11 protein-coding genes are annotated in these 14,341 nt (G+C 74.3%); all 11 read left to right on the top strand.

The window, feature by feature from the left end:
* The first annotated feature begins 38 nt into the window (after positions 1-38).
* The 11 genes from B1H50_RS01985 (at position 39) to purM (ending at position 14,143) form a co-directional block, all read left to right on the top strand.
* Complete coding sequence (locus B1H50_RS01985) at positions 39-809, top strand: DeoR/GlpR family DNA-binding transcription regulator (protein WP_080462126.1); 771 nt, start codon at positions 39-41, stop codon at positions 807-809.
* Complete coding sequence (locus B1H50_RS01980; RefSeq protein WP_080462125.1) at positions 806-1,810, top strand: 1-phosphofructokinase family hexose kinase; 1,005 nt, start codon at positions 806-808, stop codon at positions 1,808-1,810. The genes B1H50_RS01985 and B1H50_RS01980 overlap by 4 nt, the downstream gene beginning before the upstream one ends.
* Positions 1,811-1,907: 97 nt before the next feature.
* Positions 1,908-3,986, top strand: a complete 2,079-nt coding sequence (locus tag B1H50_RS01975; RefSeq protein ID WP_080462124.1) for a PTS fructose transporter subunit IIABC — start codon at positions 1,908-1,910, stop codon at positions 3,984-3,986.
* Between the two features lie 146 nt (positions 3,987-4,132).
* Positions 4,133-4,534 (top strand): sterol carrier family protein, encoded by a 402-nt coding sequence (locus tag B1H50_RS01970; RefSeq protein WP_080462123.1) that lies wholly within the window; start codon positions 4,133-4,135, stop codon positions 4,532-4,534.
* Between the two features lie 45 nt (positions 4,535-4,579).
* Positions 4,580-6,163: an RNB domain-containing ribonuclease gene (locus tag B1H50_RS01965; RefSeq protein WP_080462122.1), complete on the top strand. Its 1,584-nt coding sequence runs from the start codon at positions 4,580-4,582 to the stop codon at positions 6,161-6,163.
* Positions 6,164-6,286: 123 nt separating this feature from the next.
* The gene (locus B1H50_RS01960) at positions 6,287-7,105 is read left to right on the top strand and encodes a FadR/GntR family transcriptional regulator (protein WP_080462121.1); all 819 of its coding nucleotides are present in this window, start codon (positions 6,287-6,289) and stop codon (positions 7,103-7,105) included.
* A 92-nt stretch (positions 7,106-7,197) separates the two neighbouring features.
* A complete protein-coding gene (locus B1H50_RS01955; protein WP_080462120.1) occupies positions 7,198-8,622 on the top strand; it encodes a four-carbon acid sugar kinase family protein in 1,425 nt (474 codons plus the stop codon).
* A gap of 33 nt (positions 8,623-8,655) precedes the next feature.
* Positions 8,656-9,579 (top strand): NAD(P)-dependent oxidoreductase, encoded by a 924-nt coding sequence (locus tag B1H50_RS01950; RefSeq protein WP_080462119.1) that lies wholly within the window; start codon positions 8,656-8,658, stop codon positions 9,577-9,579.
* Positions 9,576-11,033 carry a GntP family transporter gene (locus B1H50_RS01945; RefSeq protein WP_229657842.1) on the top strand — a complete coding sequence of 486 codons (1,458 nt, stop codon included), beginning with the start codon at positions 9,576-9,578 and terminating at the stop codon, positions 11,031-11,033. The genes B1H50_RS01950 and B1H50_RS01945 overlap by 4 nt, the downstream gene beginning before the upstream one ends.
* Positions 11,034-11,063: 30 nt before the next feature.
* Complete coding sequence (gene purF, locus B1H50_RS01940) at positions 11,064-12,998, top strand: amidophosphoribosyltransferase (RefSeq protein WP_373284806.1); 1,935 nt, start codon at positions 11,064-11,066, stop codon at positions 12,996-12,998.
* Positions 12,995-14,143 (top strand): phosphoribosylformylglycinamidine cyclo-ligase, encoded by a 1,149-nt coding sequence (purM, locus tag B1H50_RS01935; RefSeq protein ID WP_080462118.1) that lies wholly within the window; start codon positions 12,995-12,997, stop codon positions 14,141-14,143. Before purF ends, purM begins: the two co-directional genes overlap by 4 nt.
* Positions 14,144-14,341 lie beyond the last annotated feature (198 nt).

Here is a 14,341-nt window from a genome sequence, read left to right as displayed (position 1 = left end):
TCCAGGGCATCCGGGACAGTGTCGTCGAGGAGGGCAGCGTGAACGTCGAGCAACGCCAAGCGGGCATCGTCGCGGCCGTCGCGCGCGAGGGCCGCGTCCACGTCACCGAGCTCGCCACCCGCTACGGCGTGACCGTCGAGACCATTCGCCGCGATCTCGGCGCCCTCGACCGCGCCGGGGCCCTGCGCAAGGTCCACGGCGGTGCTGTCCCGGCCCCCGTCAGCGCCTCCCCCGAGACCGGCGTCGCCGAGCGCGAGCTCGCGGACGCCCCCGCCAAGGCCGCCATCGCTGCGGCGGCCCTCGATGCCCTGGAGCCGGGCAGGGGGATGAGCCTCCTCCTCGACGCCGGGACCACCACCGCCGCGCTCGCCCGCCTCCTGCCCACGGGCCTCGACCTGCGCGTCATCACCGACTCCCTGCTCATCGCCTCCCTCCTCGCCCCCCGGGAGGGCATCAGTGTGCGCGTCCTGGGGGGGCAGGTCCGCGGCATGACGCAGGCCGCCGTCGGCCCGGAGGCTCTCGACGCCCTCGCCCACCTGAGGGCCGACGCCACCGTCCTGGGCGCCAATGGGATCAGCGCCGAGCACGGGCTGTCCACGCCCGACCCGGACGAAGCGGCCGTCAAGCGCGCCATGGTGGGAGCCGGGCGCCGCGTCCTCGCCCTGGCGGACGCCTCCAAGATCGGGCAGGAGCACCTCGTCTCCTTCGCCGACACCGCCGACGTCGACCTCCTCATCACCAACGCCCCCCTGCCCGACTCTCTGGCCAGTCATCTGTCCACCACAGGAACCGAGGTCCGCATCGCATGATCGTCACGCTCACGCCCAATCCCTCGCTCGACCGCACCGTCGCCCTGCCCGGGCCTCTCGTGCGCGGCGGCGTCAACCGTCTGACCAGCGTCGTCACCGACCCCGGTGGCAAGGGCGTCAACGTCGCCCGCGTCCTGGTCTCCTCCGGCCTGAAGGCCACCACGGTCCTGCCCGCCGCCGAGCACGACCCCCTGCGGGTCGCCCTCGAGGCCGTCGCACAGCCCGGCCTGACCGTCGCCCCCGTCACCGTGCCGGGCACCGCGCGCGTCAACACCGCCGTCACCGAGCCCGACGGCACCACCACCAAGATCAACGAGCCCGGCGCCGAGCTGGGCCGGCCCGAGCGCGCCGCCATCGAGGAGGCTCTGCTCGCGGCCGTCAGGGCCGGGGGCGGCTCGGTCGGGGACGACGGCTCCCAATGGGCGATCCTGTCGGGCTCCTTGCCGCCCGGCGCCCCCACCGACTGGTACGCCCGCCTCGTCGCGCTGCTGCGCCCCACGGGGGTGAGCATCGCCGTCGACACCTCGGACGCCCCGCTCGCCGCCCTGGCAGCCGCCCTGCCGGAGGCCGCCCCCGACCTCATCAAGCCCAACGGCGAGGAGCTCGGCCAGCTCGCCGGACTGCCTGCCGAGCGCGCCATGGCCCTGGAGGACGGCGCCCTCGCCGGGGATCTCGCCCCCGTCGTCGACGCCGCCCGCGTCCTCGTCGACCGCGGTGTCACCGCCGTCATGGCCACCCTCGGGCCCGCCGGGGGGGTCCTCGTGACCGCCGAGGGCGCCTGGCACTGCCCGGCTCCGGCCATCGACGTCGTCTCCACCGTCGGCGCGGGCGACTCCTCCGTCGCCGGTTACGTCCTGGCCGACACCCGCGGGGACGGCCCCGCCGAGCGCCTGGCCACCGCCATGCTCTACGGCTCCGCCGCCGCCTCCCTGCCCGGAACCACCCTGCCCACCCCCGCCGATCTGCCGGGAGCCCCGCCAGCCGTCACCCGGCTCGCCTGAGCGTTCGGCTGCGAGACCGAGCCCGACCACCGGCGCCCCACGACCCGATGACCCGATCCGCCGGCATCCCCGGCACCGACCGATCCAAGGAAGCACTATGACCGAGACCATCGACACCGGCGGCACCGCGCCGCTCATCGTCCCCGAGCTCGTCGCGCTCGACGCCAGCCCCGGCGCCGACAAGAGCGACGTCATCACCTACCTGGCCGGGGTTGTCGCGGGGGCCGGGCGGGCCGACGCCCCCGAGGGCCTGGCATCCGACGCCCTGGCCCGAGAGGCCACCGCCCCCACCGGTATCCCCGGCGGCATCGCCATCCCGCACTGCCGCTCCGAGCACGTGCTCGCCGCCAGCCTCGGATTCGCCCGCCTCGCCGAGCCGGTGGACTTCGGCGCCGCCGACGGCCGGGCCGCCGACCTCATCTTCATGATCGCCGCTCCCGCGGGTGCCGATGACATGCACCTCAAGCTCCTCGCCAAGCTCGCCCGCGGCCTCATGCGCACCGACTTCACCGACGCCCTGCGCAGCGCGGGCAGCGCCGAGGAGGTCGTCCGCATGGTCACCGAACAGGTCCAGCCCGAGCTGCTCGAGGGCGGCGCCAGCGCCGAGGAGGCGAGCGCTCCCGCCCACGCCGCTCCCGCTGCCCCCGCCGGCGAGCGCATCATCGTCGGCGCCACCTCCTGCCCCACCGGCATCGCCCACACCTTCATGGCCGCCGAGGCCCTCGAGCAGGCGGGCGCCGAGCGCGGCATCACCGTGCGCATCGAGGGCCAGGGCTCGGGCAAGATCGACGCCCTCGACTCCGAGCTCATCAAGCGCGCCGACGCCGTCGTCTTCGCCCACGACCTGCCCATCAAGGGGCGCGAGCGCTTCGCCGGCAAGCCGGTCATCGACGTCGGCGTCAAGGCCGCTGTCAACGATGCCGGGAGCCTCATCGACCAGGCCCTCGCCGCCATCGACGATCCCGCCGCCCAGCGCGTCCCCGCCGACGCCGCAGGCGGCCAGGACGCCGCGGAGGAGGACCAGGGCTCCGTCCACTGGGCCCGGCGCCTCCAGCGCGCCGTCATGACCGGCGTGTCCTACATGATCCCCTTCGTCGCGGCGGGCGGTCTGCTCATCGCCCTGGGGTTCCTGCTCGGCGGATACGGCGTCGCCCTCACCCCCGACGGCGCCAGCGAGTCCATCGCGGCCTCGGTGGTCAAGGACTACTCGCTCACCAACCCGCCGACGGCCATTGTCGGCGAGGGCATCCATTCGGGGATGCTCCTCTACCTCGGCTCCGTGCTGTTCATGCTCGGTCAGGCCGCCATGGGCTTCCTCGTCCCGGCGCTCGCCGGCTACATCGCCTTCGGACTGGCCGGTCGCCCCGGCATCGCCCCCGGCTTCGCCATGGGCGTCGTGGCCACCGCGGTCGGTTCCGGCTTCATCGGCGGCCTTGTGGGAGGCATCCTCGCCGGCTACGTCGCCGCCTGGCTCGCGGGTCTCGCAGTGCCCCGCTGGCTGCGCGGGCTCATGCCCGTCGTCGTCATCCCGCTGGGGACCACGCTGGTCGTGGGCGGGCTCATGTACCTCGTGCTCGGCCGGCCGCTCGCGGCACTCATGACCTCCCTCCAGGACGGGCTGACCTCGATGTCCGGTGGCAGCTCGGCCATTCTCCTGGGCGTCATCCTCGGTCTCATGATGTGCTTCGACCTGGGCGGACCCGTCAACAAGGCGGCCTACCTCTTCGCCACGGCCGGCCTATCCGCGCAGACAACCGCCTCCTTCGAGATCATGGCGGCCGTCATGGCCGCCGGCATGGTGCCGCCGCTGGCCGTCTCCGTGGCGACCTTCCTGCGCCCCCGCCTGTTCACCAAGGCCGAGGTCGAGAACGGCCGCAGCGCCTGGCTGCTCGGCCTGTCCTTCATCTCCGAGGGGGCCATCCCCTTCGCCGCCGCCGACCCGCTGCGCATCATCCCGGCCACCATGGCCGGCGGTGCCGTCACCGGCGCGCTGACCATGGCCCTGCACGTGGGTTCCCGTGCCCCCCACGGCGGCCTCTTCGTGGCCTTCGCCATCACCAACGTGGTGGGCTTCCTCCTGGCGATTCTCGCCGGCGTGGCGGTGACCTCAGCGCTCGTGGTGGCCCTCAAGGGCCTCGGGCACCGCAAGGTGGCTGCGGCTGCGGCCGCAGCCTGATCCCCGCGCCGCGCCGACGTCCCGGGCCCCGTTCGCCGTCGCGAGCGGGGCCCGGGACATTTCGCATCGGCTGGGCGCCATCGCGGCACTACTGCGGGTCGGTTCGCGCATTCCGCGTGTCCTGGGCGCTCGGGTATCTTCAGCCCATGCCGGCACGACGACGCATCGACCCCTCCGACGGCGCCTCCGCCGTTCGCGCCTGGGCCGTCGCCGGAGCCGGCGCGAGGGAGGGGGCCCAGGCGCGGTCGGCCGCCGTCGATCGCCGGGTGCTCGCCACCGCCGTTCGCTACATGCTCGAGGAGCTCGCCGCCTGCGCGCCGGGCCGCAGCGTCGAGGTCCGCGTCCCGCCCTACGGAGCCACTCAGGCCGTTGCCGGGACCACCCACCGGCGCGGCACCCCGCCCAGCGTCGTCGAGACCGATGCCGACACCTGGCTCGCCCTGGCCACCGGCCGCCTGGCCTGGGAGGACGCCACGGATTCGGGGGCCCTGATGGCCTCGGGGGAGCGCTGCGACCTCAGCCCCTACCTGCCCCTCATGCCCGCCTGATCCCGCCTCCACCAGTGCGCGCCGCCGACGCGGTAGGTTCGCCCCATGAGCCGCGCCCGCCTCAGCAGCTTCACCGCACCGCCCGGACCCGTCGTCGCCGCGCTCGCCGCCCTGCGCGAGCGCTACGAGATCCCCGATTCCGGGGCCGAGGGATTCCCCGCCGACGCGCTCGCCGAGGCGGAGGCGGCCGCCGCCGCATGGCGGGCCGGCGGCCCGGCGCGCCTCCTGGCCGCGGGAGCCCGCGACGCCCGTGACCTGCCCCTGGTGACCATCGATCCGCCCGGCTCCATGGACCTCGACCAGGCCGTCGCCCTGGAGCGCCTCGATGCCGACGCGCTCCCGGGGCCCGCCGCGGCGAGTGGGGGAGCCCCCGGGCCGTGCGGCGCCGCCTCCGACCCCGGCGCGGGGAGGGCCGCCTACCGGATCTCCTACGCCATCGCCTCCCTGGCCACCTTCGTGACCCCCGGCGGGAGCCTCGACGCCGAGCTCGCGCGCCGCGGGGAGACCGTCTACCTGCCCGACGCCTCCACGCCCCTGCACCCGCCCGTGCTCGCCCACGGCGCCGCCTCCCTCCTGCCCGACCAGGAGCGCCCCGCCTGCCTGTGGACGATCGACCTCGACGCCGCCGGCGCCATCGTCGCAGCCCACGTGGAGCGGGCGCTCGTGCGCTCGCTCGCGCGCCTGACCTACCAGGAGGTCCAGGCCGCGCTCGATACCGGCACGCCCCTCCCGGGCGCTGTCCCCGCCGAACTGCCCGCCCTGCTGGCCACTATCGGCACCCTGCGCCAGCAGCGCGAGGCCGCCCGCGGAGGCGTGTCCCTGCCCGCCCCGGAGCACGAGATCGAGCGCGACGGCGAGGCCTACCGCCTCGTCTTCCGCGTGCCGGTCGCCGTCGAGGGCTTCAACGCCCAGATCTCCCTGCTCACCGGGATCTGCGCCGCGCGGATCATGGCGGACGCCGGCGTCGGTGTCCTGCGCACCATGCCGCCCGCCGCCGAGGAGGATCGGCGCCGGCTGCGCCGCGTCGCCCGGGCGCTGCGCATCGACTGGCCCGCCACCGTCCCCTACGCCGAGCTCGTGCGCGGCCTGGACGCCTCCGACCCCGCGCACCTGGCCTTCATGGATCACGCCCTCACCCTCTTCCGCGGCTCGGGCTACCTCACCCTCCTGCCCGGCGGTGAGCCGCTTGCCGACGGCGAGGCCCAGCACGCGGCCATCGCCTCCCGCTACGCCCACGTCACCGCGCCGCTGCGCAGGCTCGTCGACCGCTACGGCCTCGAGGCCTGCCTCGCCGCCTGCGACGGGCGCGGTGCGCCCGACTGGGTGGTGGAGGCGCTGCCGGGCCTGCCCGAGACGATGGCGACGACGGGGCGGCGGGCGAGCGCCGCCAGCAGGGGCGCCATCGACGCCATCGAGGCCCTCGTCCTGGCCGGGCACGAGGGGGAGGTCTTCGACGCCGTCATCACCTCCGAGCGCGACGGGCGCGGCGAGGTCATGCTCGACGATCCGGCGGTGCGCGGCACGGTTGTCGGCCGGAGCCTGCCCGTCGGTCAGGACGTGCGCGTCCGGCTCGAATCGGTCGACGTCGCCGCCGGTAGGACGCGCTTCCGGCTGGAAGCGGACAGGTGAGCGCGGCGGCCGGGTCGCTCCCGGCGCGGAGCCCGGGTGGAGGGGCGCGAGCCCTTGCGCGTCAGGTGTGACTGCCGTAACGTACATCAAGTCATCTGAGGACTTGAGGGGACGGGAGGCGGCATGAACGGTCGCGTCAGCATCGTCGCAGTCATCGTCGACACCCTCCTCGCCCGCGTCGTCGCCGGCACCTACCGGCCGGGCGGCGCGCTGCCCGCCGAGGCCTCCCTGGCCGAGGACCTCCAGGTCTCGCGCCTCACCGTGCGCGAGGCCATCAAGGTCCTCGTCGCCCGCGGCGTCCTGCGCTCCCGCCAGGGCTCGGGCACCTACGTCGTCGACCCGGACCGCTGGACGGACCTGGCGGGCCTGCTCATGCTCGAGCGCGCCCGCCGCGACGAGCGCGAGGTTGGCCTGGCCCTGCTCGAGGCGCGCCGCATGCTCGAGGTCGGTTCAGCGGGTCTCGCCGCCGCTCGCCGTACCCCGGACCAGCTCGATGCCATGGGCCGCGCCATCGGCGACCTGCGCCGCGCCCACCAGCGCGACGACGTCGAGGCCGCCGCCCGGGCCGACCTCGACTTCCACGACCTGCTCATCCACGCGGCCGGAAACCCGCTCGTCGTGGGCACCTACGCCCCGCTGCGCGAGGAGCTCATGCGCGCCAGGCTCGTGACCTCGGCCCACCCGGAGGTCAGGAGCCACGCCATCGAGCAGCACGAGCGCATCCTGTTCGCCCTGCGCGCCGGATCGCCCGATGCCGCCAAGGCGGCCATGCGGGCGCATATGGAGCAGACGAGCAACGACCTGCTCTCCCACACCCCGATCGTCCCCACCGTTCCGGTCGCATCGGGGCCGATCGAGGGCTGCGATGGCGGGCCGCCCACGTGCCCGCCCGACCCCGCCCCTCCGGTCCTCCCGGCCCTTCCGACTCCCCGCGGCTCCTGAACCGCGCCACCCCGCCCCGTCCCCGGTCCTCGCGGACGCGCCCCGCATACTCGCCAGATATTCATCAGAGGACTTGTCGCAAAGGAGCGAGCATGATCACCCTCGACGAGCTCACCGCGGGGATCCCGCAGGGCCCCCGCGTCGACCGCGCCGCCATCACCGAAGGACTCAACCGCGTCCTCATCGTCCTCGACGACGACCCCACCGGCACCCAGTCCGTCGCCGACCTGCCCGTGGTCACCGGCTGGAGCGTCGCCGACCTCACCTGGGCGCTGAGCACCGGCGCCCCCGCCGTCTACGTCATGACCAACTCGCGGTCCCTGGACCCCCGGGACGCGGCCAGAGTCAACACCGAGGTCGTCACCCACGCCCTGGAGGCCTCCCGGGCGACCGGGCGCGCCGTCGCCTTCGTCTCCCGCTCGGACTCCACCCTGCGCGGCCACTACCCCCTCGAGCCCGACACCATCGCCGACCTCGTCGAGGCCGACGGCGCCCGCGTCGACGGCATCATCCTGTCGCCGGCCTTTGCCGACGCGGGGCGGATCACCGTCCACGGCACTCATTACGCCGGTTCCCCGACCACCGGGTACGTCCCCGTCGGCCAGACCGAGTTTGCCCGGGACAGGACCTTCGGCTACCGCTCCTCCGAACTCGCCGCCTGGGTCGAGGAGAAGACCGGGGGCGCCACGGCGGCCGGCGATGTCATCGTCATCGACCTGGCTGCGCTGCGCACCGACCCCGACGCCGTCGTCGCGGCCCTGCGCGGCGCACGGGACCGCGCCCCCATCGCCGTGGACTGCGCCGAGGAGAACGACCTCCTGCTGCTCGCCCTGGCCCTCCAGAGGGCCGAGGAGTCGGGGTCCACCTTCGTCTACCGCGTCGGACCGCCCTTCGTGCGCGCCCGCATCGGCCAGAGGCCCCACCCCCCGCTCACCCCCGACCAGGCCCAGCCCGCGAGCACGGCCCCGGCCACCGACGCCCGGGGCGGCCTCATCGTCATCGGCTCCCACGTCGGCCTGACGGGCCGGCAGGTCGACGCCCTGCACGCGGACACCGCCACCCCTGAGCTCGTCCTCGACGTCCCCACCATCCTCGACCCGCAGCGACGCGATGCCCACGTCCTGGATATCGCCCACCGCGCCGCCGCCACCCTGGCGGACGGCAACGTCGTCGTGCGCCGCGGCGGGGCCTTCGTGCCCGGGAAGGACCCCGAGGAGTCCCTCGACTTCGCCCGGCGCGTCTCAGCGGCCGTCGTCGAGGTCGTCCAGCGCATCGTCGCGGCGCGCTGCCCCCGCTTCGTCATCGCCAAGGGCGGCATCACCTCATCCGATGTCGCCTCCAAGGGCCTGGGCATCAGCCGGGCGATCGTCCGCGGCCCCATGCTCCCCGGGATCGTCTCGCTGTGGGAGCCCCAGGACGGGCCCGCCGCCGGGGTCCCCTACATCGTCTTCGCCGGCAATGTCGGCGACGACGACTCCCTCGCCGTCGTCGTCAAGACCCTCAACACAACCCCCTGAGAAGCCGCGCCCCCACCAGATCAGGAGATCATCATGACCACTACCGTCGCCGTCCTCGGATTGGGGGCCATGGGGCTGCCCATGGCCACCCACCTGGCAACCGCCTTCACCGTCACCGGCTTCGACATCGCCCCCGAGCGCATGGACCTCGCCTCCCGGGCCGGGGTCGCGCCCTCGGCAGGCGCCGCCGAGGCCGCCTCCGGAGCCGACGTCGTCCTCGTCGCCGTGCGCAACCAGGCCCAGCTCGACGAACTCCTCTTCGGCCCGACCGGGATCGCCTCCGCCATGCGCCCCGGCGCCATCGTCCTGCTCACCTCCACCGTCGGCGAGGGCGTCAAGGACGTCGCCGCGCGCCTGGCCGACGCGGGCCTCGCCCTCATCGACGCCCCCGTCTCCGGCGGCCCCGCGCGCGCCGGCCAGGGGGACCTCCTCGTCGTCGTCGGCGCCGACGACGACGCCTGGCAGCGCGCCCACGACGTCCTGGACGCCATGGCCTCCACCCTCGTGCGCGTGGGCGACGCCCCCGGCTACGGCCAGTCCATGAAGACCGTCAACCAGCTCCTGTGCGGCGTCCACATCGCCGCCGCCGGCGAGGCCCTCGCCCTGGCCCGAGCACTCGGCCTCGACCCCGAGGCGGCCCTGCGGGCCCTCATGGCCGGCGCGGCCGAGTCCTTCATGCTCGGCGACCGCGGCCCCCGCATGCTCCAGGCCTACGACGCCGAGGGCGCCGAGGTCCGCTCCCGCCTCGACATCTTCGTCAAGGACATGGGCATCGTCACCGCGGCCGCCAAGGGCGCCGGCCTGTCCACCCCCGTCGCGGCCGCCGCCGAGCAGCTCTACCTCCAGGGCGCCCTGCGCGGGCTGGCCGCCCGGGACGACTCCAGCATCATCACGGTGGTGGCGCCGAGCCGGGGAGAGGCGGGCGGGGCCGACCGGTCCGGGGAGGCGCCGGCATGAGCGCCGTCGCGCTGAGCCCGGGCCTGGCCCCGGTGCTCGCCTCCATACTGCCCATGGCCGGCGAGGAACCCCCCGAGCCCGTCCTGTCCGCGCCCGTCCTGCTGCTCCTGGCCGCAGCGGCCATCGCCGTTCTGCTCCTCCTGGTCATCAAGGCCAAGATGAGCGCCTTCGTCGCCATGCTCCTGGTCTCCATGGGCCTGGCGCTCGCCGCCCGCATCCCCGTGGGCGACGTCGTGACCACCATGACCAACGGCATGGGCAAGACCCTGGGGACCGTGGCGATGATCGTGGGCCTGGGGGCGATCCTGGGGCGCGTGATCGAGGCCGCCGGAGGCGCGGAGATCCTCGCCGACCGCTTCACCCGCATGCTGGGCAGGCAACGCGTCATCGCAGCCGTGACCGCGGCCTCCTTCATCCTGGGCATCCCGATCTTCTTCGATGTCGGCTTCATCATCCTTGCGCCGATCGTCTTCGGCTTCGCCCACATCGCCAGGATCAACCCGCTCAGGATCGGGCTGCCGGTCGCCGCCACCCTCATGGCGCTGCACGTCGTCGTCCCGCCCCACCCCGGACCGGTGGCCTCCGCCGCGACCCTGGGGGCCGATGTCGGGCTGCTGACCATGGCCTCCCTGCCCGTGTGCGCCCTGGTCGCCGTCGCCTCCTACTACGCCTCGAAGCTGTTCAAGGTGGACAGCATCGTCCTGGACGGCAGCTCGCTGGGCTCCGCGCAGGAGAGCGCCGAGTCGACCTACGCGCCGGGCGGGGCCATCGCCCGTCCCCGCGCCACCGGGCCGCTCACCGTCATCCTCCTCATCATCGAGCCCATCGCCCAGATGATGCTGGGGACCGTCGGGCAGATGATGGTCGAGAAGGGGAGCACCGCCCACGGGGTGCTGGGCTTCATCGGCTCCTCGACGACGGCGCTGCTGACCGCAGTCCTGCTCGCTTACGTCGTGGTGGGCCACCAGCAGCGCTGGGACCTGGAGCAGCGCGGCACGGTCCTGGACTCCGCCCTGCCCGACGTCGCCACGATCGTCTTCGTCACCGGCGCCGGGGGCGTCTTCGCCTCCGTCCTCGTGGCCAGCGGGATCGGCAAGGCGCTGTCCGGGGTGCTCGTGGACGCCAATATGCCGATCCTGGTCACCGCCTTCGTCATCTCCCTGGCGCTGCGGGCCTCGCAGGGCTCGGCCACGGTCGCGATCCTCACCACCGGCGGACTGCTGGCCGACGCCGTCGCTACCGGCGGCTACTCGCCCCTCCAGGTCGTCCTCATCCAGATGGCCATCGGCTTCGGGGCGCTCGGCCTGTCGCATATCTCCGACTCCGGGTTCTGGATCGTCACGAAGTACATGGGCCTGTCCGTCAAGGACGGGCTGCGGACGTGGACGGCGCTGTCGACCATCGCCGGATTGATCGGGTTCCTCCTGACCGCCGCGATGTGGCTCGTCGTCTGAAGAGGGGACGGGGTGTGGGAGGATGCCTCTGTGCGTCACGGTGAGATCCCCACGCTCGCGTCCTTCCGCTCCACCACTCCATCCGCCTCCTCCCGGGGCGACCGCGCGCCTGGGCGCCCGGAGGGCCCCGGGCGCCCCGCGGACCTCGGGGCCGGCGCGGTGGCGCCGGGCCCGAGCACCGTTGATCCGCGGGTCGAGGACGAGCCCGGGATCCGCGAGGAGTGCGGCGTCTTCGGCGTCTGGGCCCCCGGGGAGGAGGTCTCCCGGCTGTGCTACTTCGGGCTCTACGCCCTGCAGCACCGCGGCCAGGAATCCGCCGGGATCGCCACCACCGACGGCGCCTCCATCCGCGTCTACAAGGACCTCGGCCTCGTCTCCCAGGTCTTCGACGACCCCGTCCTGACCAACCTCGCCGGCCACATGGCCGTCGCCCATGTCCGATACGCCACCACCGGCGCCACCACCTGGGAGAACGCCCAGCCGATGCTCGGTCCCGTGGCTGGCTCCACCCTCGCCCTGACCCACAACGGCAACCTCACCAACACGCGCGAGCTCATGGAGGCCGTCCACGCGGCCAGCGGCGAGGACCTCACCGGGGAGCTCGGCCGGGGCTCGTCCACCGACACCGCCGTCATCGCCGCGCTCATGAACCTCGTCTCCACCGCGGGCGCCCCCGCGGGTTGGGACCACGCGGCTGACCGCGCCGAGGCCTGGCCCGGCCTCCTCCCGGCCCCCGATGGCGCCCCGGCAGGGGACGCGAACGGCGGCCCCGCCCCCGACGTCGCCTCCGCCGCCCGGCTCGTCCTTCCCATGCTGCGCGGCGCCTACTCGCTGGTCTTCATGGACGAGCACACCCTCTACGCCGCCCGCGACCCCCACGGCGTGCGCCCCCTCGTCCTGGGCCGGCTCGACGCCGGGTGGGTGGTCGCCTCCGAGACCGCCGCCCTGGACATCGTCGGCGCCCGCTTCGTGCGCGAGATCGAGCCCGGAGAGCTCATCGAGATCGATGGCGGCGGCGTTCGCTCCACCCGTTTCGCCGCCGCCCGCCGCGCCGGATGCGTCTTCGAGTACGTCTACCTCGCCCGCCCCGACACGCGCATCGCGGGCCGCTCCATCATCACCGCCCGCAACACCATGGGCGCCATCCTCGCCCGCGAGCACGCCGTCGACGCCGACCTCGTCATCGCCACTCCCGAGTCCGGCACCCCCGCCGCCATCGGCTACGCCCAGGCCTCCGGCATCCCCTACGCCCAGGGCCTGGTGAAGAACGCCTACGTGGGCCGCACCTTCATCCAGCCCACCCAGACCCTGCGCCAGCTCGGCATCCGCCTCAAGCTCAACCCCGTGCGCGAGGTCATCGAGGGCAAGCGCCTCGTCGTCGTCGACGACTCCATCGTGCGCGGCAACACCCAGCGGGCCCTCGTGCGCATGCTCCGCGAGGCCGGCGCCGCCGAGGTCCACATCCGCATCTCCTCCCCGCCCGTGCTCTGGCCCTGCTTCTACGGCATCGACTTCGCCACCCGGGACGAGCTCATCGCCACCTCGATGAGCGTGGACGCGATCCGCGACTCCATCGGCGCGGACTCGCTCGGTTACCTGTCCGTGGACGGCATGATCGAGGCCAGCGGGCAGCCGGGCAACGAGCTCTGCCTGGCCTGTTTCACCGGCTCCTACCCCATCACCCCGCCCCGCGAGGGCGTCATCGCCTCGGCCGCCTCGGCCGACCAGGGCCGGGAGGCCATCGAGCCCCGGCCCGCTGTGCCCAGCGCGCCGCGCTACATCAGCCCGGATCTCATCACCATGCCGGACCTCGCCACCGGCTCCACCCGGGCCACCGCCCCCAAGCGCCGCACGGCCCCGCAGCCGCAGACCGTCCGCGTCCCCGACGGCGCCCGCCCCGGGGCGCCCGCCGGCCCCACCACCGACCCGGCGCCCGCCGCCCCCGAGGAAGGACACCCCCAGTGAGGACCACAGGCACCACAGGATCTACCGGCATCACCTACGCCTCCGCCGGCGTCGATACCGAGGCGGGGGACCGCGCCGTCGAGCTCATGAAGGCCTCTGTGTCCGCCACCATGACGCCCGCGGTCGTCGGCGGCGTCGGAGGATTCGCCGGCATGGTCGACGTCAGCGGGCTGCGCGACTACCGGCGCCCCCTCCTGGCCACCTCCACCGATGGGGTCGGCACGAAGGTCGCCATCGCCCAGGCCCTCGGCGTCCACGACACCATCGGCCAGGATCTCGTGGGCATGGTCGTCGATGACATCGTCGTTGTCGGTGCCCGCCCCCTGCTCATGACCGACTACATCGCCTGCGGCCGCGTGGTCCCCGAGCGCGTCGCCGACATCGTCCGCGGCGTGGCCAAGGCCTGCGCCGCCGTCGGCGCGCCCCTGCTGGGCGGGGAGACCGCCGAGCACCCCGGCCTCATGGCCCCCGATGACTACGACGTCGCCGGCGCCGCCACCGGGGTCGTCGAGGCCGACCGCGTCCTCGGCGCCGAGCGCGTGCGCGCGGGGGACGCGCTTATCGCCATGGCCTCCTCCGGCCTGCACTCCAACGGGTACTCCCTCGTGCGGCGCGTCATCGAGCACGCCGGCTGGTCCCTGGACCGCGAGGTCCCCGAGCTCGGCAGGGCGCTCGGCGCCGAGCTCCTCGAACCCACCCGCCTCTACACCGCCGCCTGCCTGGGCATCCTCGAGCGCGTCAGCCCCGATGACGGCTCCGGCGAGATGAGCGTTCATGCGCTGTCCCACATCACCGGCGGGGGACTGGCCGCCAATCTCTCCCGAGTCCTTCCCACCGGCCTCGTCGGCGACGTCGACCGCTCGGCCTGGACGGTCCCGCCCGTCTTCGACCTTGTCCGCGCCCTGGGGGAGGTGCCCTGGGGCGACCTCGAGTCCACCCTCAACCTGGGAGTCGGCATGGTGGCGGTGGTGGACCCGGAGGCCGCTGACGCCACCATGGCGGCCAGCCGGGCGGCGGGCATCGAGGCCTGGGTGCTCGGAACCGTCCATGACGCCGCCGGCTACGCGCCCAGTGGACGGGTCGTGGCCGGCGCCAAGGGCGTCGACGGCGGTTCCGTCGACATCCACGGCCAGTATCGGGCGTGACGAGCACCGCCGGCGGCCGGGGCTCGCCGGACCGCCCCGTCCGGGGGACTGGTCCGCCGGCTCGCGAGCATGACGGCGCCGGGCGCACCACGGTGCGCCCGGCGCCGTTCTCAGGGACCCGGCCCTGCGCGCGATCAGGGATCGCGCGCATCAAGGAGGTGGACCGGCTGCTCAGGGTCAGGGGATCGACGCTGCCGG

Origin of the sequence: Actinomyces gaoshouyii (genome assembly GCF_002072175.1) — a bacterium.
Lineage (GTDB): Bacteria > Actinomycetota > Actinomycetes > Actinomycetales > Actinomycetaceae > Actinomyces > Actinomyces gaoshouyii.
Note: the sequence above shows the minus strand (reverse complement) of the source record. Positions and strands in the feature narration are given on the sequence as shown.

Bases quoted from the DNA above. Each gene is read 5' to 3' on its own strand.
- B1H50_RS01980 (WP_080462125.1), top strand. From the start codon at position 806: ATGATCGTCACGCTCACGCCCAATCCCTCGCTCGACCGCACCGTCGCC.
- B1H50_RS01975 (WP_080462124.1), top strand. From the start codon at position 1,908: ATGACCGAGACCATCGACACCGGCGGCACCGCGCCGCTCATCGTCCCC.
- B1H50_RS01970 (WP_080462123.1), top strand. From the start codon at position 4,133: ATGCCGGCACGACGACGCATCGACCCCTCCGACGGCGCCTCCGCCGTT.
- B1H50_RS01965 (WP_080462122.1), top strand. From the start codon at position 4,580: ATGAGCCGCGCCCGCCTCAGCAGCTTCACCGCACCGCCCGGACCCGTC.
- B1H50_RS01960 (WP_080462121.1), top strand. From the start codon at position 6,287: ATGAACGGTCGCGTCAGCATCGTCGCAGTCATCGTCGACACCCTCCTC.
- B1H50_RS01955 (WP_080462120.1), top strand. From the start codon at position 7,198: ATGATCACCCTCGACGAGCTCACCGCGGGGATCCCGCAGGGCCCCCGC.
- B1H50_RS01950 (WP_080462119.1), top strand. From the start codon at position 8,656: ATGACCACTACCGTCGCCGTCCTCGGATTGGGGGCCATGGGGCTGCCC.
- B1H50_RS01945 (WP_229657842.1), top strand. From the start codon at position 9,576: ATGAGCGCCGTCGCGCTGAGCCCGGGCCTGGCCCCGGTGCTCGCCTCC.